The sequence below is a fragment of the Bradyrhizobium betae genome, from assembly GCF_008932115.1.
GTDB lineage: Bacteria > Pseudomonadota > Alphaproteobacteria > Rhizobiales > Xanthobacteraceae > Bradyrhizobium > Bradyrhizobium betae.
Genome location: NZ_CP044543.1, coordinates 1,808,884 through 1,827,747, shown reverse-complemented (window position 1 = coordinate 1,827,747; position 18,864 = coordinate 1,808,884). Strand labels below are relative to the sequence as shown.

The 18,864-nt window shown below is 66.0% G+C and carries 20 protein-coding genes; 11 read left to right on the top strand and 9 right to left on the bottom strand.

From position 1 onward, the window contains the following. Positions 1–140: 140 nt before the first annotated feature. Positions 141–1,406: an MFS transporter gene (locus F8237_RS08700; RefSeq protein WP_151643753.1), complete on the top strand. Its 1,266-nt coding sequence runs from the start codon at positions 141–143 to the stop codon at positions 1,404–1,406. Here the strand turns inward: F8237_RS08700 and F8237_RS08695 are convergent. Both F8237_RS08695 and F8237_RS08690 read right to left on the bottom strand, forming a co-directional pair. Continuing rightward, complete coding sequence (locus F8237_RS08695) at positions 1,403–1,810, bottom strand: DUF4864 domain-containing protein (RefSeq protein WP_151643751.1); 408 nt, start codon at positions 1,808–1,810, stop codon at positions 1,403–1,405. The genes F8237_RS08700 and F8237_RS08695 overlap by 4 nt on opposite strands. 65 nt (positions 1,811–1,875) lie before the next feature. After that, positions 1,876–2,514 (bottom strand): TetR/AcrR family transcriptional regulator, encoded by a 639-nt coding sequence (locus F8237_RS08690; protein WP_201280206.1) that lies wholly within the window; start codon positions 2,512–2,514, stop codon positions 1,876–1,878. A 239-nt stretch (positions 2,515–2,753) separates the two neighbouring features. On the opposite strand from F8237_RS08690, the gene F8237_RS08685 reads away from it, so the two are divergent. Genes F8237_RS08685 through F8237_RS08675 form a run of 3 tightly spaced genes read left to right on the top strand, consistent with a single transcriptional unit; the run spans position 2,754 to position 6,557 of the window. Then, complete coding sequence (locus F8237_RS08685) at positions 2,754–3,251, top strand: (2Fe-2S)-binding protein (protein ID WP_015688268.1); 498 nt, start codon at positions 2,754–2,756, stop codon at positions 3,249–3,251. Then, complete coding sequence (locus F8237_RS08680; RefSeq protein WP_151643747.1) at positions 3,248–4,303, top strand: FAD binding domain-containing protein; 1,056 nt, start codon at positions 3,248–3,250, stop codon at positions 4,301–4,303. The genes F8237_RS08685 and F8237_RS08680 overlap by 4 nt, the downstream gene beginning before the upstream one ends. After that, a complete protein-coding gene (locus F8237_RS08675; RefSeq protein ID WP_151643745.1) occupies positions 4,296–6,557 on the top strand; it encodes a xanthine dehydrogenase family protein molybdopterin-binding subunit in 2,262 nt (753 codons plus the stop codon). Before F8237_RS08680 ends, F8237_RS08675 begins: the two co-directional genes overlap by 8 nt. 44 nt (positions 6,558–6,601) lie before the next feature. On the opposite strand, the gene F8237_RS36270 is transcribed toward F8237_RS08675, so the two are convergent. Next, the gene (locus tag F8237_RS36270) at positions 6,602–6,754 is read right to left on the bottom strand and encodes a hypothetical protein (protein ID WP_167527466.1); all 153 of its coding nucleotides are present in this window, start codon (positions 6,752–6,754) and stop codon (positions 6,602–6,604) included. 198 nt (positions 6,755–6,952) lie between these two features. Continuing rightward, positions 6,953–7,501: a cupin domain-containing protein gene (locus tag F8237_RS08670; RefSeq protein WP_015688264.1), complete on the bottom strand. Its 549-nt coding sequence runs from the start codon at positions 7,499–7,501 to the stop codon at positions 6,953–6,955. 148 nt (positions 7,502–7,649) lie between these two features. Between F8237_RS08670 and aptA the strand changes: the two genes are divergently transcribed. Then, positions 7,650–8,978 (top strand): omega-aminotransferase AptA, encoded by a 1,329-nt coding sequence (gene aptA / locus F8237_RS08665; RefSeq protein ID WP_015688263.1) that lies wholly within the window; start codon positions 7,650–7,652, stop codon positions 8,976–8,978. A 69-nt stretch (positions 8,979–9,047) separates the two neighbouring features. Beyond that, positions 9,048–10,313 carry a D-amino acid dehydrogenase gene (locus tag F8237_RS08660; protein WP_151643743.1) on the top strand — a complete coding sequence of 422 codons (1,266 nt, stop codon included), beginning with the start codon at positions 9,048–9,050 and terminating at the stop codon, positions 10,311–10,313. A gap of 164 nt (positions 10,314–10,477) precedes the next feature. Here F8237_RS08660 and F8237_RS08655 read toward each other — a convergent pair whose 3' ends face one another. Further along, a complete protein-coding gene (locus F8237_RS08655; RefSeq protein WP_162005947.1) occupies positions 10,478–11,116 on the bottom strand; it encodes a helix-turn-helix domain-containing protein in 639 nt (212 codons plus the stop codon). Between the two features lie 180 nt (positions 11,117–11,296). On the opposite strand from F8237_RS08655, the gene F8237_RS08650 reads away from it, so the two are divergent. The 4 genes from F8237_RS08650 to F8237_RS08635 are packed head-to-tail and all read left to right on the top strand — an operon-like array spanning position 11,297 to position 14,768. Then, on the top strand, positions 11,297–12,055 hold the full coding sequence (locus F8237_RS08650; protein ID WP_151643739.1) for an ABC transporter substrate-binding protein: 759 nt from the start codon (positions 11,297–11,299) through the stop codon (positions 12,053–12,055). A gap of 31 nt (positions 12,056–12,086) precedes the next feature. Next, a complete protein-coding gene (locus tag F8237_RS08645; RefSeq protein ID WP_151643737.1) occupies positions 12,087–12,740 on the top strand; it encodes an amino acid ABC transporter permease in 654 nt (217 codons plus the stop codon). After that, positions 12,737–13,468 carry an amino acid ABC transporter ATP-binding protein gene (locus F8237_RS08640; protein WP_151643735.1) on the top strand — a complete coding sequence of 244 codons (732 nt, stop codon included), beginning with the start codon at positions 12,737–12,739 and terminating at the stop codon, positions 13,466–13,468. The genes F8237_RS08645 and F8237_RS08640 overlap by 4 nt, the downstream gene beginning before the upstream one ends. A gap of 13 nt (positions 13,469–13,481) precedes the next feature. After that, complete coding sequence (locus F8237_RS08635) at positions 13,482–14,768, top strand: NAD(P)/FAD-dependent oxidoreductase (RefSeq protein ID WP_151643733.1); 1,287 nt, start codon at positions 13,482–13,484, stop codon at positions 14,766–14,768. Here the strand turns inward: F8237_RS08635 and F8237_RS08630 are convergent. Beyond that, positions 14,765–15,625: an enoyl-CoA hydratase-related protein gene (locus F8237_RS08630; RefSeq protein WP_151643731.1), complete on the bottom strand. Its 861-nt coding sequence runs from the start codon at positions 15,623–15,625 to the stop codon at positions 14,765–14,767. The two genes, F8237_RS08635 and F8237_RS08630, sit on opposite strands and share 4 nt — an antisense overlap. 23 nt (positions 15,626–15,648) lie before the next feature. After that, entirely contained in the window at positions 15,649–17,238 is a 1,590-nt protein-coding gene (locus F8237_RS08625) for a gamma-glutamyltransferase (RefSeq protein ID WP_162005946.1), read from the bottom strand. Between the two features lie 99 nt (positions 17,239–17,337). On the opposite strand from F8237_RS08625, the gene F8237_RS08620 reads away from it, so the two are divergent. After that, positions 17,338–18,111: an enoyl-CoA hydratase-related protein gene (locus F8237_RS08620; RefSeq protein WP_151643727.1), complete on the top strand. Its 774-nt coding sequence runs from the start codon at positions 17,338–17,340 to the stop codon at positions 18,109–18,111. Between the two features lie 186 nt (positions 18,112–18,297). Here the strand turns inward: F8237_RS08620 and F8237_RS36265 are convergent, their stop codons facing one another. Both F8237_RS36265 and F8237_RS08615 read right to left on the bottom strand, forming a co-directional pair. Beyond that, a complete protein-coding gene (locus F8237_RS36265; protein WP_167527465.1) occupies positions 18,298–18,474 on the bottom strand; it encodes a hypothetical protein in 177 nt (58 codons plus the stop codon). A gap of 9 nt (positions 18,475–18,483) precedes the next feature. Further along, entirely contained in the window at positions 18,484–18,717 is a 234-nt protein-coding gene (locus F8237_RS08615) for a DUF6894 family protein (RefSeq protein WP_151643725.1), read from the bottom strand. Between the last annotated feature and the right edge of the window lie 147 nt (positions 18,718–18,864).

The following is an 18,864-nucleotide window of genomic DNA, read 5'->3' as shown; positions in this document are numbered from 1 at the left end:
TGGCCCAATGCGCGGCAATGTTGCACACGCAGATTGCAAACTAATGGCAAAGCGCCATTTCGCCAAGCTCTTCTTACCGCAGTGCACCGCGCATGCCCAATATCGCGGCACAATGCTTGACCGCGGGGCGATCAGCGAACATGGTCCGCGCCGTGCACGCACCAAATCACCCTGGACAAATACCGGCCTCCTTCACGCCTGATTCGCGTCAGGCTTGGGTGCGCCTTGTCATTGCGCTTCTGATCGGATCGATCGGCGGCGTCGGCATGTGGGCGGTCGTGGTCGTGATCCCCGTGGTGCAGACCGAATTCGCCGCCACGCGCGGCGCGGTGTCGCTGGCCTTCACGCTGATGATGTTCGGCTTCGGGCTCGGCGGCGTGATCGCGGGCAAGATCACCGACAGGTTCGGCATCGTGCCGGCGATGGCGATCAGCATCGCGTTCCTCGGTGTCGCCAATGTGCTGGCGGGGCTCTCGACCCAGCTCTGGCAGTTCGTCGCGGCGTATTTCCTGATCGGGCTCGGCACGTCGGCGACCTTCGCGCCGCTGATGGCGGAGGCCTCGCACTGGTTCGAGCGCTATCGTGGCCTCGCCGTGACCATCGTCGCGAGCGGCAATTATGTCGCCGGCACGATGTGGCCGCCGCTCATCAGCACGGGTATGCAGACGATCGGCTGGCGCTACACCCATGTCGGGATCGCCATCGTCTGCGTCAGCCTGATGACGATCCTGGTGCTGGTCCTGCGCGCGCAGATCGGCGACGACAAGGTCCACGACCACGCCAATGCGCCGCCGCCGCGGGTCGATCTCAAGCTTTCGACCAACACGCTGACGGTGCTGCTCTCGATCGCCAGCATCTCCTGCTGTGTCGCCATGGCGATGCCGCAGGTGCATATCGTCGCCTATTGCGGCGATCTCGGTTATGGCGTGGCGCGCGGCGCCGAGATGCTGTCGCTGATGATGGCCTGCGGCATCGTCAGCCGGATCGGCTCGGGCTATCTCGCCGACAAGATCGGCGGCATCCGCACGCTGCTGGTCGGGGCGTTGGCGCAAGGCTTTGCGCTGGTGTTCTATCTGTTCTTCGACAGCCTCACCTCGCTCTACATCATTTCCGCGATGTTCGGCCTGTTCCAGGGCGGCATCGTGCCCAGCTACGCCATCATCGTGCGTGAGGCGATGCCGGCCAGCGAAGCCGCAACCCGCGTCGGCATCGTGATCTTCGCGTCCGTGTTCGGTATGTCGTTCGGCGGTTGGGTCTCCGGCATCATCTTCGATGCCACCGGCTCGTATGCGGCAGCCTTCGCCAACGGCGTGGCGTGGAACGCGCTCAACATCGGCATCGTCGTGACGCTGCTGATCCGGTCGCGGATGAACCCGGCCAAGGCCGAACCGGGTTTTGCGACCTAGGCTTCCCGTCCCACCTTCAACAGTGAGCAGCCGGTGATCTTGTAGCTGCCATCCGGCTGCTGCTCGAGCGTGTAGAGCGCCTCCCAGGCCTCGCCATTGGCGTCGACGATGTTGACCCGCTGCAAGACCGAGCTGCCTTCGGTCTTGCTGTCGCCGAATTCGAAGCTCTTGTGCCGGTAGACCGGCGGATAGCCGTTCTGCACCATCGACATGAAGGTGTCCGGCGCGGGGAAGAGCTCCCGGATTGCCGGCGCGGCATGAGAATAGGCGCCGGCCGCATCATCGCGCGCAAAAGCCTGTTCCTGGGCGCGGATGACGCCTTGCGCCGCAGTGACGTCGCCGGCGCAGGCCGAGATGGAGCTGAAGATTACGGTGATAGCGACGAGCAAGGCGGCGATGCGCATGACAGGCTCCGCGTTGAAATCCCGGCGATGCCGAACCTAGCACGCCTCTAGGGAAATACGGGTGCCTATCGCTTGCGTTTCACCGGCGGCTTCGCGGACTTTGCGGTGCGCGGCTTGGCCTTGGCGACGGGTTGCACCCGCAGCCCGTCCACGAACACGTCGAGCATGCGCAGCACCGAGGATTGCCAGCCGGGCTGGTCGTGCATGTAGCACATGCCGACGAGCGCCCGCAGCAGGTCCTCCGGGCTGACGTCGCCGCGCATCTGGCCGGCCGCGACCGCGCGGTCGAGCAGCGAGCCGATCGCCTTGGTCAGCCGGTCCATCGAGAACGCCGCGAGTTCCGAGGAACTCTGGAACGTCAGCGCCAGTGCCGCCGACATGCCTTTTTTCGTGGCAACGAATTCGACATTGGAGCGCAGCCAGCGCCGCAGCGCGTCGACCGGATCCTTGGCGTTCTTCAACTGTTCGGCGAGCTCGCTGAGCTGCTCGACCTCGCGCCGGTACACCGCCTCGAACAGATCCTCGCGCGTCGGAAAATGCCGATAGAGCGTGCCGATGCCGACGCCGGCGCGCTTTGCCACGGCCTCCAGGCTTGCCTCGGGGCCGCCGGCGTTGAACACGGCCTTGGCTGCTTCGAGCACGCGCTCGCGGTTGCGCACGGCGTCGGCGCGGGGCTTCCGGGTCTGGTCGGTGTGGTCGTCCATGCCGGCAATGTAGATCACGAATTGGTTAGATTGAACCCTTGGCTAACTCCATCGCGTTGGTGGCGCACGGGCTTTTGACGAATTCCGAATATTTCTCGGTAGCCCTTGTTAAGCGGAGGGTGCCTCCGTATCTTCGCTGGGATGTTGGCCGGGCTCCGCCTCGCCGACGTATGTCGACGGCGGCCACGGAGGTGGCGCGCTGGCCGACGACTCATGTCCATATCTGATCGGAGCCTTGTATGAACCACTCCATCAGCCTCACCGTGAACGGTGCGCGGCGCGACTTCGTCCTCGACGATCCGCGCGTCACGCTGCTCGATCTCCTGCGTGAGCGCCTCGATCTGACCGGAACCAAGAAGGGATGCGACCGCGGCCAATGCGGCGCCTGCACCATTCTCGTCGACGGCAAGCGCATCAACTCCTGCCTCGCACTCGCCGTCAGCCATGACGGTGCCGACATCCTCACCATCGAAGGTGTCGCGCGCGGCGACCAGCTTCATCCGGTGCAGGCCGCCTTCATCGCCCATGACGGATTCCAGTGCGGCTTCTGCACGCCCGGCCAGATCATGAGCGCGATCGGCATGATGCAGGAAGCCCAGGCAGGCAACGATCCCGAGCGCATTCGTGAATGCATGAGCGGCAATCTCTGCCGCTGCGGCGCCTATGCCGGCATCGTCGATGCCGTGCTGGAAGCGCAGGCCGGCGCGGATGAATCCAACCAGAGGCGCTCCGCATGAAACAGTTCGATTATGTCAGGCCCGCCACGGTTGCCGAAGCCGTCGCCGCCGCCACCCAGCCGGGCGCTGTCTATCTTGCCGCCGGCACCAATCTGCTCGATCTGATGAAGGGCGGCGTGAGCCGGCCGGATCGCCTGGTCGATGTCACGTATCTCGACGGGCTCGATCAGATCGAAACGCTCTCCGACGGGTCACTACGCATCGGCGCGCTCGTGAGCAACGCCGATCTCGCGCATGATGCCGGCTTTGCAAGGTCTTATCCGGCCGTCGCCGAAGCGCTGCTCTCCGGCGCCTCGGCGCAACTGCGCAATGCCGCCACGGTCGGCGGCAATCTCCTGCAACGGACGCGCTGCGCGTATTTCTACGACACCGCCAGCCGCTGCAACAAGCGCGAGGCCGGCAGCGGCTGCGACGCCCGCGATGGCGAGAACCGCACCCACGCCGTACTCGGCTGGAGCGAGAGCTGCATCGCGACCAACCCGTCCGACTTCTGCGTGCCCCTGCTCGCGTTCGACGCCATCGTCGAGATCGAGGGGAGGAACGGCCGCCGTGAGATCGCCCTCGATGCGTTGCATCGCCTGCCGGGCGATACGCCCGAGCGTGATACAGCGCTGGAGCCCGGCGACCTCATCGTCGCGGTGCGTCTGCCGCCGGCCGCGCGCGGCTTCGCGGGGCATGCGCGCTACCTCAAGGTTCGCGAGCGCACGTCCTATGCTTTCGCCGTCGTCTCGGGTGCCGCTGCGTTGCAGATCGAGAACGGCAAGATCAAGGAGGCGCGGCTTGCGCTCGGCGGCGTCGCCGCCAAACCCTGGCGCGCCCGCGCCGCGGAGGACGTCCTCAGGGGTGTCGCGCCCACGGCCGATGCCTTCCAGGAAGCTGCCTGGCGCGCGCTCACCGAGGCAAAGCCGTCCGGCGACAACGCCTTCAAGATCGAACTCGCGCGCCGCATCGTCGTGCGCGCGCTGACCCTCGCTGCCGCCGGCACGCCCGCGCGCATTCCCGCGCTGCCGGCGTCTCCCTTTGCCTCGACCTCCGGAGCCATCCATGCCTGAGCTCAATCTCACCAGCGCTCCCGCCCATCTGCGCCATGGCTCGAGCATCGGCCAGCCGCTGACCCGCCGCGATGGCGTCCTCAAGGTCAGGGGGCAGGCGACCTATGCCGCCGACAATCACCCGCCAGGGATGCTGTTCGCCGTGATTGCGGCCTCCAGCATCGCGCACGGCCGCGTGACCTCGCTCGATGTCGCCGCGGCCAAGCGCCATCCAGGCGTCGTCGACGTCATGACGCCGGACCACAAGCCACAGCTTGCGATCGATCCTGAGATCAAGACCAATCCGTTCGTGTTCCGAATGGAGGTCTTGCAGAGCAACGAGGTCCGCTACGCCAACCAGCCCATCGCCGTCGTGATCGCCGAAACGCTCGAGGCGGCGACGGAAGGCGCGGTGCTTCTGGCGCCGCGCTATGAAGTGCTGCCTGCGCTTGTCGGCCTCGACGCCGGGAGGAGTTTCGTGCCGCCGGTCGTCGGTGTCGGCAATCCCACGGAAAACCACCGCGGCGATGTCGAGGCGGGCCTTGCCACGGCCGACAAGCAGATCGATGCGGTTTACGAAACGCCGCCGCAATATCACAACGCGATGGAGCCGCATGCGATCGTGGCCGCCTGGGACGGCGACAATGTGCAAATCGACATGCCGACCCAGGGTCTCATGCTGTCGCTTGCGCGCGTTGCCGAGCTGTTCGGCATCGCGCATGACAAGATCCACATTCGTAGCCCCTTCCTCGGCGGCGGGTTCGGCTCCAAGGGATTGATGGCGGGCCCCCCGGTGCTGGGCCTCATGGCCGCAAAGCTGGTCGGCAAGCCGGTCAAGCTCGTGCTGCGCCGCGAGCAGATGTATGGCCCGGTCGGCCACCGCGCGCCGACCCGTCAGCGGCTGCGCATCGGCACTGACGGCGAGGGGCGCCTGACCGCGCTCGATCATCATGCCAGAACTGTGTCGAGCACGTTCGACGATTTCTACGAGCCTGCCGCCGATGCCTCGCACACGCTCTATGCGGCGCCTTCGATCCGCACCTCGCACGACGCCGTGCGCGTCAATACCGGCACGCCGCTGTTCATGCGCGCGCCCGGCGAGGCGACGGGCTCCATCGCGCTGGAGAGCGCGATCGACGAGATGGCCTGGGCGTGCGGCATCGATCCGCTCGCCTTCCGCTTGAAGAACTACGCCGAGGTCGAGCCGATGACGGGAAAACCGTTCTCGTCGAAGGCGCTGCGGGCCTGCTACGAGCAGGGTGCGGCGCGGTTCGGCTGGTCGAAGCGGTCGCTGCAGCCGCGGCAGATGCGCGACGATGCCGGCCTCCTGGTCGGCTGGGGCATGGGCACCGCGACCTTCCCGGCGTTGATGTTCCAGGCCGAGGCGCGTGCTGTGATCCGACGCGACGGCAGCGGTGCGATGGAGATCGGGGCGCATGACATGGGGCAGGGCGCCTGGACGGCGCTCGCCCAGATCGCGGCCGATGAACTCGGTCTCGATATCGACCGCGTCGAGTTCAAGGCCGGAAGCTCAGACCTGCCCGATGCCGGCATTGCCGGCGGCTCCGCACACACCGCGACCGCGGGCGCGGCGATCCACAGCGCCGGTGCGGCCGTGGTCGCAAAGCTCGCCGATCTCGCTACCGGCGACGAGCGCTCGCCGCTGTTCGGCGCGGGGAATGCCGGCGTGATCGCGCGTGATGGAAGGTTGATCCGGCGCGACGACGAGAGCCGCGGCGAAAGCTACGTCGAGATTCTCGCACGTGCGGGCGTCGCCGAGGTCGAGGCGCGCGGCACCGGCGCGCCGAACCCCGCGGCGATGGAGGAGTATGCCATGCACGCGCATGGCGCGGTGTTCGCCGAGGTGAAGGTTGATCCCGAACTCGGCCAGATCCGCGTCAGCCGCATGGTCGGCGCCTTCGCGGCGGGGCGTATCGTCAATCCGCGCATGGTGCAGAGCCAACTGTTCGGCGGGATGATCTGGGGCATGTCCTTCGCGCTGCATGAGGATGCCATCACCGACCGCCGCAGCGGGCGGATCATGAACGCCAATCTCGGCGAGTACCACATCCCCGTGAATGCCGACGTGCCACCGTTCGACGTGATCACGGTCGAGGAGCACGATCCGCATGTGAATGCGCTCGGCATCAAGGGCGTCGGCGAGATCGGCATCACCGGCAGCGCAGGCGCGGTCGCCAATGCGGTCTGGCATGCGACGGGTGTGCGGGTGCGTCGTTTCCCGATCCGGATCGAGGAGTTGCTGACGCAGCTTTGAGGCAGCAGGCGCGGGGCGAGACCGTATCGCTCCGCCGCGTGCCGTCAATGCAGCTTCTTGCGGAGAGCCTTCAGCGCCTCGCGCTGCGTCTCGATGTACTCGGCGATGACCTTGCGCAGCTCCTGCGAATGGAGCTTGTCGGTGTCGCGCAGCACTTCGTCGAGTGCGGCTTCAGCATTGGCGAGCGTGATCTTCATCTGCGAGCCTCGTTACGAAGCGGCCCCGGAGTGCCCAAGGAATCCCGAAGTCTCCGGGGCCATAACCTCAACGCCTCTGCGCCAGGCTGCTCGGCTACGGTTCGCAACATATAGAGGTTTGGCGCGCGGAAATTGAGCTGGCTCAAGCTCCGTAAGAAACCGGGGACTCCGTAGGATTCCGGGTAAGGCCGATGAGCTTCAGAACGTCGGCGGCGTGCAGGCCGAGATCACTTCGCACGGCTTGCCGCCGACGCAGCGGAAGCGATGCGGGCGGCGGCTCTCGAAATAATAGGCATCGCCGGGATTGAGGATGCGGCGCTCGTCCTCGACGGTGACTTCGAGCTTGCCGGAGATGACGATGCCGCCTTCCTCGCCGTCATGGACGAGGTGGACGCGCCCGGTGTCGCTGCCGGGCTCGTAGCGCTCCTTCAGAATCTGCAGGCTGCGGCCGAACAGATTGTCGCCGATCTGCCGGTACGAGATCGGCTTCTTGCCGACCTCGGTCAGCTCTTCCGAACGATAGAAGATCTTGCGCCGGCTTTCTGGCTCCAGCGCGAAGAACTCGGCGAGCCCCATCGGGATGCCGTCGAGGATGCGCTTGAGCGCGCCGACGGAGGGGTTCATCTGGTTGGATTCGATCAGCGAGATCGTCGAATTGGTGACGCCGGCGCGCTTGGCGAGCTCCCGCTGCGACAGCTTGTGGTGCGCCCGGATGAATCGCAGTCGTCCACCGATGTCGACGCTCATGCCCTGGTCCCTGTTGCAGGTGTTGCGGATCGCGCAAATATGGACCGGCAGCCCCAGTTAAATCAATGGCTTGCAGCTCACCAGAAAAGGACTTGTTGCGGTTCCGAAGCCGTGCCTCTGCTAGAGGGTCAGCAAAGGAGCGTGGCCCGTGACCCTTCATCAGATTCCGAACACCATCAAGACCGACTCGTTCTGGATGCCATTCACGGCCAACCGTCAGTTCAAGAAGGCGCCGCGCCTGTTCTCCTCCGCCGAGGGCATGCATTACACCACCGTCGACGGCCGCAAGGTGATCGACGGCTCCGCCGGCCTCTGGTGCGTCAATGCCGGCCACGGCCGCAAGCAGATTGCCGCCGCGGTCGAGCGGCAGCTGATGACGCTGGACTTCGCACCGTCGTTCCAGATGGGCCATCCGCTGGCTTTCGACTTCGCCGAGCGCCTCGCCGAGATCGCGCCGAAGGGCCTCGATCGCATCTTCTTCACCAACTCCGGCTCCGAATCGGTCGATACCGCGCTGAAGATCGCGCTCGCCTATCACCGGGCCAACGGCCAGGCGAGCCGCACCCGTTTGATCGGCCGCGAGCGCGGCTATCACGGCGTCGGCTTCGGCGGCACCTCGGTCGGCGGCATGGTCGCCAACCGCCGCGCCTTCACGACCCTGCTGCCGGGCGTCGACCACATCCGCCACACCCATGATCTCACCCGCAACGCCTTCGCCAAGGACCAGCCGGAACATGGCGCCGAGCTCGCCGACGATCTCGAGCGTCTGGTGGCCCTGCATGGCGCCGAGACGATCGCCGCCGTCATCGTCGAGCCGGTGCCGGGCTCGACCGCGGTGTTGCCGCCGCCGAAGGGCTATCTCAACCGCCTGCGCGAGATCTGCGACAAGCACGGCATCCTGCTGATCTTCGACGAGGTCATCACCGGGTTCGGCCGCCTCGGCACGCCATTCGCCGCCAATTTCTTCGGCGTCACGCCGGACCTGATGACGACGGCCAAGGGCATCACCAACGGCACCATTCCCTGCGGCGCGGTGTTCGCGCACCGCAAGGTGCACGACGCCATGATGATCGGCCCTGAGAACGTCATGGAGCTGTTCCACGGCTATACCTATTCGGCGCACCCGACCGCCTGCGCCGCGGGCATCGCGACGCTCGACATCTACAAGGACGAAGGCCTGCTCACGCGCGGTGCATCGATCGCCGAATACTGGCGCGATGCGCTGCATTCGCTGAAGGGCCTGCCCAACGTCATCGACATCCGCAATTGCGGTTTGATGGGCGCGGTCGAGCTGTCGCCGCGTGACGGCGCGGTCGGTGCGCGCGGTTACGACGTGATGGTCGACTGCTTCAATCGCGGGCTGTACTTCCGCATGAGCGGCGATAGCTTCGCGCTGTCGCCGCCCCTCATCGTCGAGAAGAGCCACATCGACGACATCGTGTCGATCCTGGGTGATGCCATCAAGCGGGTGGCCTGATAATTGCTCTCGCCGTTGCGAGTTGTTCCTTGCAGCGGCGAGCGTGATGCCGCGGGAGTTTGACGAAGCGTGAAAGTTCTGATCCTCGGCAGCGGTGTCATCGGCGTCACCTCTGCCTACTACCTCGCACGTGCCGGCCATGAAGTGACGGTCGTCGACCGTCAGCCCGAGCCTGCACTGGAGACATCTTTCGCCAATGCCGGCGAGGTGTCGCCTGGCTATTCCTCGCCCTGGGCCGGCCCCGGCGTGCCGGTGAAGGCGATCAAGTGGCTCTTGATGAAGCACGGGCCGCTGGTGATCCGGCCGAAGCTCGATCCCGTGATGTGGGTCTGGCTCACCAAGATGCTGCGCAACTGCACCAGTGCGCGCTACGCGGTCAACAAAAGCCGGATGATCCCGATCGCGGAATACAGCCGCGATTGCCTGCGCGATCTGCGCCGCGACATCGGCATTCAATATGACGAGCGCGCGCAGGGTACGCTGCAGCTGTTCCGCTACCAGGCGCAGCTCGACGGCACCGGCGAAGATGTCGCCGTGCTCAAGCAGTATGGCGTGCCCTACGAGACGTTGAGCCGCGAGGGTTGCATCGCGGTCGAGCCGGCGCTCGCCGGCGTGAAGGAGAAGTTCGTCGGCGGCCTTCGCCTGCCGCAGGACGAGACCGGCGACTGCCACATGTTCACGCAGGCGCTGGCCAAGCATGCCGAAGCGCTCGGCGTGCGCTTCCTGCTCAACACCGGGATCGACCGTATCGTCACCGATGGCGCGCGTGTCACCGGTGTCGCGACCAGTGCGGGCGTGCTGCAGGCCGACGCTTACTTGCTCGCGCTCGGCAGCTATTCGTCGCAAATGGTCGCGCCGCTCGGCATCTCGTTGCCGGTCTATCCGGTGAAGGGTTATTCGATCACGGTGCCGATTAAGGACGCCTCGGGCGCGCCGGAATCGACCGTGATGGACGAGAGCTACAAGGTCGCGATCACGCGCCTCGGCGATCGCATCCGCGTCGGCGGCACCGCCGAAATCTCCGGCTTCTCGACCAAGCTCTACGACGCGCGCCGCGCCACGCTCGATCACTCGCTGACCGACCTGTTCCCGCGCGGCGGCGATCTCTCAAAGGCGACATTCTGGAGCGGCCTGCGCCCGATGACGCCGGACGGCCCGCCCGTGATCGGCCCGACCAAGTACGCCAATCTCCACCTCAACACCGGCCACGGCACGCTCGGCTGGACCATGTCCTGCGGCTCCGGCCGCGTGCTCGCGGATTTGCTGTCAGGCAAGAAGCCGGATGTCGATGTCAGTGCGCTGACGGTGGATCGGTATAATCACCGGTTCGGGTGATCTTATCTCCTCGCGACCAAATCCATCACCGTCACCCTGAGGCGGCCGCGAAGCGGCCCTCGAAGGGCGACGGCCCGGCTCCATCGGGGCCGTGCATCCTTCGAGGCTCGCTGCGCGAGCGCCTCAGGATGACGGGGCTGGAATTGTGTTCGCTGCGAAAAAAGCTATCCCGCCCCCGTCACGCAATTCACCCACAGCACCACGGCCTTCGCATCCTCGGCCGGATTTGAAAACCGGTGCGGCCGCCGGCTCGCAAATCGAAAACTGTCGCCCGTCTTCAGCGACCACGTCTCGCTGTCCACCGTGAGCAGCATCTCGCCGTCGAGCACGAGGCCGGCTTCCTCGCCGTCATGGGTGTAGAGCTCTTCGCCGGTGGAGCCGCCGGGCTCCAGATGCACCAGGAACAAATTGAGCTTGTTGTCGGCGCTCGCCGGGCTGAGCAATTGTTTCGACACGCCGGTGCGCCACAGCTTCAATTCCGGCCGCTGCAGCCCGCGCGTCACCACTTGATCGGATGCTCCGTCGGCGCTCGGGCTCGCGCCGAACAGCGCGGCGATGCCGACGCCGAGCACGTTGGCGAGCGTTGCCAGCACGCGCAGCGACGGCGACGACAATCCGCGCTCGATCTGGCTGAGGAAGCCGATCGACAGCTCCGTGCGCGCGGCGACTGTCTCCAGCGAGAATTGCCTGACACGCCTGAGATCGCGGATGCGGCGGCCGACCGCGACGTCCATTGCCGGCTCCGGCGGCTTAGCGCTAGCCTTCGTTGTCTTCACCGCTTTCGCGGCGGCCGGTTTGCGCATTCTTTTGCCACCGCTCACGTCAAACCGCTTTCTTCATGTGCATGAAAACCGCTTGCATCACTCGCGAAAGTGTGACCAAATTTTCATATTGGTGAAAATAGGCCGAAACGGCTCGGCCCGCAATGTCTGCGATCACGACATTTGCGAGCGCCGCATCGGCCGGACCCAAAGGGGAATGCGATGAAGCGTTTTGGTTTGGCCGCGGTCGCGGCGCTCGCGATTTCGGCCGCTATGCCGGCCTCGGCGCAGCAGGTGCTGAAGGTCGGCTCGACGCCGACGGGCATTCCCTTCACCTTCCTCGACACCAAGACCAATACCATCCAGGGCATCATGGTCGATCTCGTGACTGAGGTGGGCAAGGATGCCGGCTTCAACGTACAGATCGAGCCGATGCAGTTCTCGGCGCTCATTCCGTCGCTGACCTCGAGCAAGATCGACATCATCGCGGCCGCGATGTTCATCACCGCGCCGCGCAAGGAAGTCGTCGACTTCTCCGACCCGATCTACACCTATGGCGAAGGTCTGGTGGTGCCGAAGACCGACACCAAGGCCTATGCGACGCAGGACGATCTGAAGGGTGAGACGGTCGGCGCCCAGGTCGGCACCGCCTTCGTCGACGCGCTGAAGAAGTCCGGCCTGTTCGCCGACGTCAGGGCCTACGACACCATCCCCGACATCCTGCGCGACGTGAACACCGGCCGCCTCAAGGCCGGCTACGCCGACTATCCGATCCTCGCCTACAATCTGAAGCAGGGCGGCTTCCCCGAGGTGCGTCTCGTCGACGGCTACAAGCCCGTCACCGTCGGCTCGGTCGGCATCGGCGTACGCAAGGGCGAGGCCGCGCTGCTCGGCAAGATCAACGCCTCGCTGGCCAAGCTCAAGGCCAACGGCACCATCGATAAGATCCTCGACAAATGGGGCCTGAAGGCACAGGGCTGATCGGCAGCGTCTGATCGATGAAGGCTGGCCGATGAAAGGCTTCTGGCACGACGCCGTCGAGTTTTTCCCGATCCTGATGAGCGGCGTCGTGCTGACGATCGTCGTCACCATCGGTTCGCTGCTGCTCTCGACGGTGCTGGGCCTGATCTGGGCGATGATGCGGGTCTCCGGCATCAAGGCGCTGTCGATGCTCAGCGCCAGCCTGATCAACGTGATCCGCGGCATCCCGATCATCGTGCTGCTGTTCTATCTGTACTTCGTGATGCCCGATCTCGGCGTCACGCTGTCGGCGCTGCAGGCCGCGATCCTCGGGCTCGGCATCGCCTACTCGGCCTATCAGGCCGAGAACTTCCGTGCCGGCATCGAGGCGATCGACAAGGGGCAGATCGAGGCGGCGCAGTCGATCGGCATGGGCTGGTGGCTGACCATGCGCCGCGTGGTGCTGCCGCAGGCGGTGCGGATCGTACTGCCGCCCTATGGCAACGTCATGATCATGATGCTGAAGGATTCCTCGCAGGCCTCGACCATCACGGTCGCCGAGCTTGCGCTGCAAGGCAAGCTGATCGCGTCCTCGACCTTCAAGAACACCAACGTGTTCACGATGGTGGCGCTGATGTATCTCACCATGAGTATTCCGCTGATCCTGCTGGTTCGTCATTTCGAGAAGCGGGCCGGCAAGAAATGATCGAGCTCAACGACGTCCACAAGAGCTTCGGCGAGAACGAGGTGCTCAAGGGCATCACGGCGTCGGTCCAGAAGGGCGAAGTGGTCTGCGTCATTGGCCCGTCGGGCTCGGGCAAGTCGACGATCCTGCGCTGCATCAATGGGCTGGAGAGCTACGACCGCGGCGAGATCAGCATCGAAGGCCTCAAGGTCGATCGCGATGCCTCGTCGATCGTGAAGGTTCGCACCCAGGTCTCGATGGTGTTCCAGCGCTTCAACCTGTTCCCGCATCGCACGGCGCTCGAAAACGTCATCGAGGGGCCGCTTTACGTGAAAAAGGAATCGCGCGCGCAGGCGCTCGAGCGCGGCCGCGCGCTGCTTGCGCAGGTGGGTCTCGCCGAAAAGGCCGATGCGCATCCGCCGCAGCTGTCCGGTGGCCAGCAGCAGCGCGTCGCGATCGCGCGGGCGCTCGCGATGCAGCCCAAGGCGATCCTGTTCGACGAGCCGACCTCGGCGCTCGATCCCGAGCTCGTCGGCGACGTCCTCGGCGTCATGCGCAAGCTCGCCGACGACGGCATGACCATGGTCGTCGTCACCCACGAGATGGGCTTTGCCCGCGACGTCGCCGACCGCGTGCTGTTCATCGACGGCGGCGTCATTGTCGAGCAGGGGCCGGCCAAGGCGCTGCTCAACCAACCCCAGCATCCACGCACGCAGGATTTCTTGCGCCGCGTGCTGCATCCGCTCTGATCGGTCCTCGCCAATGACTGCGCGCCTGCCTCTGCCGCCCTCCCTCTATGCCGACACGGCCGTCGCGCCGGTCGCCACGCCGCCGCTCGATGTCGACAAGACCGTCTCCGTCGCGATCGTCGGCGGCGGCTACACCGGCCTGTCCACGGCGCTGCATCTTGCGGAGCAGGGTGTCGAGGCCCTGGTGCTGGAGGCGCAGGAGCCCGGCTGGGGCGCATCCGGCAACAATGGCGGCCACACCAATCCCGGCTTGAAGCACGATCCCGACCAGATCGAAGCGGATTTCGGCGCCGAACTCGGCCGCCGCATGATCGACTTTGCCTACGGCACCACGAACTTCACGCATGAGTTGATCCGCCGCTACCAGATCCCGTGCGAGGCGCGGCAGAACGGCACGCTGCGCACGGCGTATAATGAGGCCAGCGCCGCTGCGATCGAGGCGACCGCGAAGCAGTGCATCCGCCGCGGCATGCCCGTGACCTATCTGAACCGCGAGCAGCTGCGTGAGATGACCGGCACCGACCGCTATATCGGCGGCATGCTGGACAGCCGCGGCGGCGATCTGCATCCTCTCAGCTACGCGCGCGGCCTCGCGCGCGCCGCGATCTCGGCAGGGGCCAAGGTCCATGGCGAAACGCCGGCGCTGTCGCTCCGTCGCGACGGCAGTCGCTGGCGCATCGAGACGCCGCGTGCAATCGTGCATGCCGACAAGGTGCTGCTCGCCACCAATGGCTTTACCGACGATCTCTGGCCCGCGCTCCGCCGCACCATCGTGCCGGTGTTCTCGTCGATCGCCGCCACCGCACCGCTTTCGGACGAGGTCGCCCGCTCGATCATGCCGACGCGCCCGGTGCTCTACGAAAGCGGCCACATCACGGTTTATTACCGCATCGATCAGCAGAACCGCTTGCTGATGGGCGGCCGCGGCCCGATGCGCTGGATCAGTGCGCCGGACGATGTGGCCTATCTCATGCGCTATGCCGAGCGGCTATGGCCGCAGCTCAAGGGCGTGGCCTGGACCCATGGCTGGAACAGCCGGCTCGCGATCACCGGAGATCATTACCCGCATGTGCACGAGCCCGCGGAAAGCGTCCTGATCTCGCTCGGCTGCAACGGCCGCGGCGTCGCGCTCTCGACCGCGATGGGAGCGCAGCTCGCGCGCCGCCTGGTCGGCGGCGCCAAGGCCGAGATCGACATGCCTGTCACCGGCATCAAGCCGATCCCGATGCATGCGTTCTGGCCCGTTGGCGTGACGACGGCCGTGATCGCCGGCCGCGTGCGCGACCGGCTCGGGATCTAGCCGTCGGCGCGGTCCTTCCACCACGGATACTGGCTCGGCATGTCCTGCGAGACTTTTCCCGGGAATGACGGCTTTCGCTTCTCGATGAAGGATTGAACGCCCTCGCGCACGTCGGCGTGACCGCCGCGCTCGATCGACATCGGTTTGTCGATCTCCAGCAGTCCGAACGGATCGGGCGCGCCGGCGAAGCGCCATAGCATCTGTCGCGTGAGCGCGATCGCGACCGGCGAGGTCTCGTCGCTCATCTCGTGACCAATCTCCTTGGCGCGATCGAGCAGCTCGGCAGGCTCGACCGTCTCGCTGACGAGCCCGCCCTTCAGTGCCTCGTCGGCATCGAAGGTACGGCCTGAGAGGCACCAGCGCAGCGATTGGGGCAGGCCGACCAGCTTCGGCAGGAACCAGGCGCTGCCGGCCTCCGGCACGAGGCCGCGCCGTGCGAAGATGAAGCCGATCCTCGCACCTTTCGCCGCGATGCGCACGTCCATCGGCAGCGTCATGGTGATGCCGACGCCGACGGCCGCACCGTTGATCGCGGCGATCGACGGCTTGCGGCAGTTGAAGATGGCTTCGATGAAACGGCCGCTGCGCTGGCCCGAGCTTGAAAATACGCCGGCGCCGTGGCTCCCCGAGGTGTCGAAACTCTTGGCACCGCCGGAGACGTCGGCGCCGGCGCAGAAGGCGCGGCCGGAGCCGGTGACGATCACGGCGCGGATAGCGTCGTCGGCATCAGCGCGCTGGAACGCGTCGGTGATTTCCGCGCCCATCGCGCCGGTATAGGCGTTCAGCTTGTCGGGGCGGTTAAGGGTGAGGATGAGCAGGGGGCCGTCGGTTTCGCAAATGATCTGCTCATAGTTCATCGGCGGCTCCCTGAGGTTTGTTGTCAGCCCTCCGCCACCGCATCGGCCCAGGGCTGGAAGATCTCGACCGCGCCGGAATTGACGTCGCCGTCGCGCATCACCACGCTCGGGCAGGCGAATTTCTGCGGCAGGACCTGCACCCGGCTTTCCTCATAGTCGAAGCGTTCCGCCAGCGTCTTGCGTGCTTCCGCTGGCAGGCGGGCATCCCCGATCACGATCGCGCCTTCGCTGGCGTCGATGCGCGGCTGGTGGATGGCGGCATCGAGGTCCATGCCGAAATCCATCGCAAAGGACGCGAGCTGCATCACCGAGGGCAGGATGCGCCGGCCGCCGGACGCGCCGATCGCAAGCCGCTTGCCATCTTTCGTCTCGGCAATGACCGGCGTGTAATTGGTGAGGCAGCGCTTGCCGGGGGCAAGCGAGTTGGTGGTGCCCGGCGTCGGGTCGAACCACATGATGCCGTTATTCATGGCGATGCCGGTGTGCGGCGTCACGTATTTCGAGCCGAAGGACGAGAGCAGCGTCTGCGTGACCGCCGCGATGTTGCCGTGGCGGTCGACGACCGAGAAATGGGTCGTGCAGGCGGGTGCGAGATATTCGGCGCCGAGCGAGCGCTTTCCGTCGGCATCGCCCATGTCCTTGAGCCGCTCGCGATAGGCGGCTTGCAGCGCAAGCGCATATTCGGCATAGGCGGCCGCATCGGGCGCGCTCGCTGGTTTCAAATTCTCCTGCAATAAACGCAGCGCATGCGCCAGCGTCGGTCCGGCCGTGAGCTCCGGCGTCGCGAGCACCTTGCCGCCGCGATAGGGGATCGCCAGCGGCTCGCGCGGATGAGCGCGGAATGCGGCGAGATCCTCCACCGACAGCGAGCCGCCGTCGGCCTTGATGTCGGAGGCGATGCTCCTGGCGAGATCGCCCTGATAGAAATCGCGCGGGCCGGCTTCGGCAAGATGCGACAGCGTCGCCTTCAGATTGTCCAGCCGCAGCCGCGTCTCGGACTTGATGCCCCACGGTGCGCTCGGCGGCAGGCCGTCCTTCAGGAACGTGGCCGCGCTGCCGGGATAGCGCCTGAGATCGGCGGCCGAGCTCGTGATCATCAGCGTGGTCCACCAGTCGACCAGCATGCCCTCGGCAGCGAGTGCGACGGCCGGTGCGACCAGATCCTTCCACGGCAATTTGGCGTGGCGGCGGTGCGCCTCTTCCATGCCGGCGACGACGCCGGGCACGGCGACCGCGCCGGGGCCGTGGATGTTGCGGTCGTCCTTGACCCGCGGCCACGGGAAGAGATCGGAGGCCGCGCCCTCGCCGCTGAGCGGATAGTCGGCGGCGCGCAGGCTCTGCGGCGCACACATGCCGTAGTCGATCACCTCGTAGCGATTTTCCTTGGCGCGGTAGAGCACCATCGCACCGCCGCCGCCGATGCCGCTGTTCCAGGGCTCCAGCACGTTCAGCGCGAAGGTGGTCGCGACGATCGCGTCCACGCAGTCGCCGCCCGCCGCCAGCACTTGCGCCCCCACTTCGGCCGCCCGGCGCGATTGCGCGGCGACGATGCCGCCCTTGGACGTGACGGCGGGTTTGCGGACGGTTTGGGCGAGGCTCAACTGATGAGGCATGATGTCGTCTTGTCTGTTGTCGTCGGTTGTCTTGGTTGGCGGAGCGCGCGGACAATGGCACATTGCGGCAAACGAGAACAATCCAAAGGGAGAAGCGACATGGCAGGTGTGAAACAGGCGCGGGATGGCGCGGTCGGGATATTGACGCTGGACGAGCCGGCGAGCCTGAACGCGATGACGCCGGACCTGCTCGGCGCGCTCGCTGCGGCGGTTGCCGAGATGACGCGGGACGAAAGCGTTCGCGCCCTGGTCCTGACCGGGGAGGGACGCGGCTTTTGCTCAGGACAGAATTTGAAGGCATCCGAGGCGCTCGGCGAAGACATCGCCGCCGGCGTGATGCGGTTCTACTGGCCGGCCTTCAGGGCGCTGCGTGAGTGCCGCGTGCCCGTCGTCGTCGCCGTCAACGGCGTCGCGGCCGGCGGCGGCTTCAGTCTTGCGATGGCCGGCGACATCATTGTTGCGGCGCGGTCGGCGAGCTTCATCCAGGTGTTCAGCCGCATCGCGCTGGTGCCGGATCTCGGCTCGACCTGGCTGTTGCCGCGGCTGATCGGCCGGCAGCGCGCGCTCGAGCTGATGCTGCTGAACGAGCCGCTGACGGCCGAGCGCGCCCAGGAGATCGGCCTGGTGCGGCAGGTCGTCGATGATGCGAAGCTGATGGAGGAGGCGACGGCCCTGGCGCGTCGTCTGGCGGAGGGGCCGACGCGCGCTTTGGTCGCGACGCGCGCGCTGATCGAGGAGAGCGAGCATGCGACCTACGAGGCGCAATTCCGCCGCGAGATCGAGCTTCAGGCCACCATCCGCAAGAGCGCCGACGCCATCGAGGGCCGCAATGCCTTCGTCGAGAAGCGCAAGGCGAAATTCACGGGGCGGTAAGAGGAGCTGGGCTCCCTCGCCGTCATGGCCAAGCTTGTTCCGGCCATCCACGTTTTTCGGCGCGGATGCCAAGACGTGGATGCCCGGGCCTTCGTCTCGCCGAAGCGGCTTCGGCCGCGCAGGCGGGACAAGCCCGGGCATGACGAGTGGAGAGACCGTATCGGGAAGGGAATAAAGCTGCGGCGCTCAGCGCGTGCGGTCCAGCCGGCTGGCCTGATACTTGGCGTGCCATTTCGGCCCCGGGCCGCGCATGTAGTGAAGCTCGGGGCGGTAGGGGTTGCCGGCGATCCGCACCAGCTTCTGCCATTTGGTGGCGACGAAGCTCAGGGGCTGGCAGAGCAGGGTCAGTGAAGCGAACAGCACGGCATCACCTCAATGCGGCTTGCCGAGCATGGCGGTGAAGGGGAGATCGAAGATCTCCTCGCCGTCGGAGCCGCTGACGTGAATCACCCAGTCACGCCAATCCTCGGTGCCGGGCGTCCGGATCATCGAGCTCATGATCTGGGCGGCACGGTCGCGCGCCTCGGTCAGGCTGGTCACCGCGGTGCCGCTGTGATCGATCAGCGTGCCGTCGGTATTGGAGCAGTGAAAATAGACCTGGACCATATTCGTCTCCTTAGGGAGCGACCGGGATGGCAGACCGATACCATCCGAAGCATGCGCGAAACATTCGGGTCGAGCCCGGTAAGGGAATTTACGGATATTGGTCGGCACCAAGGTCGTTACAGGTTTAATCACAGGCGGGTGATGACC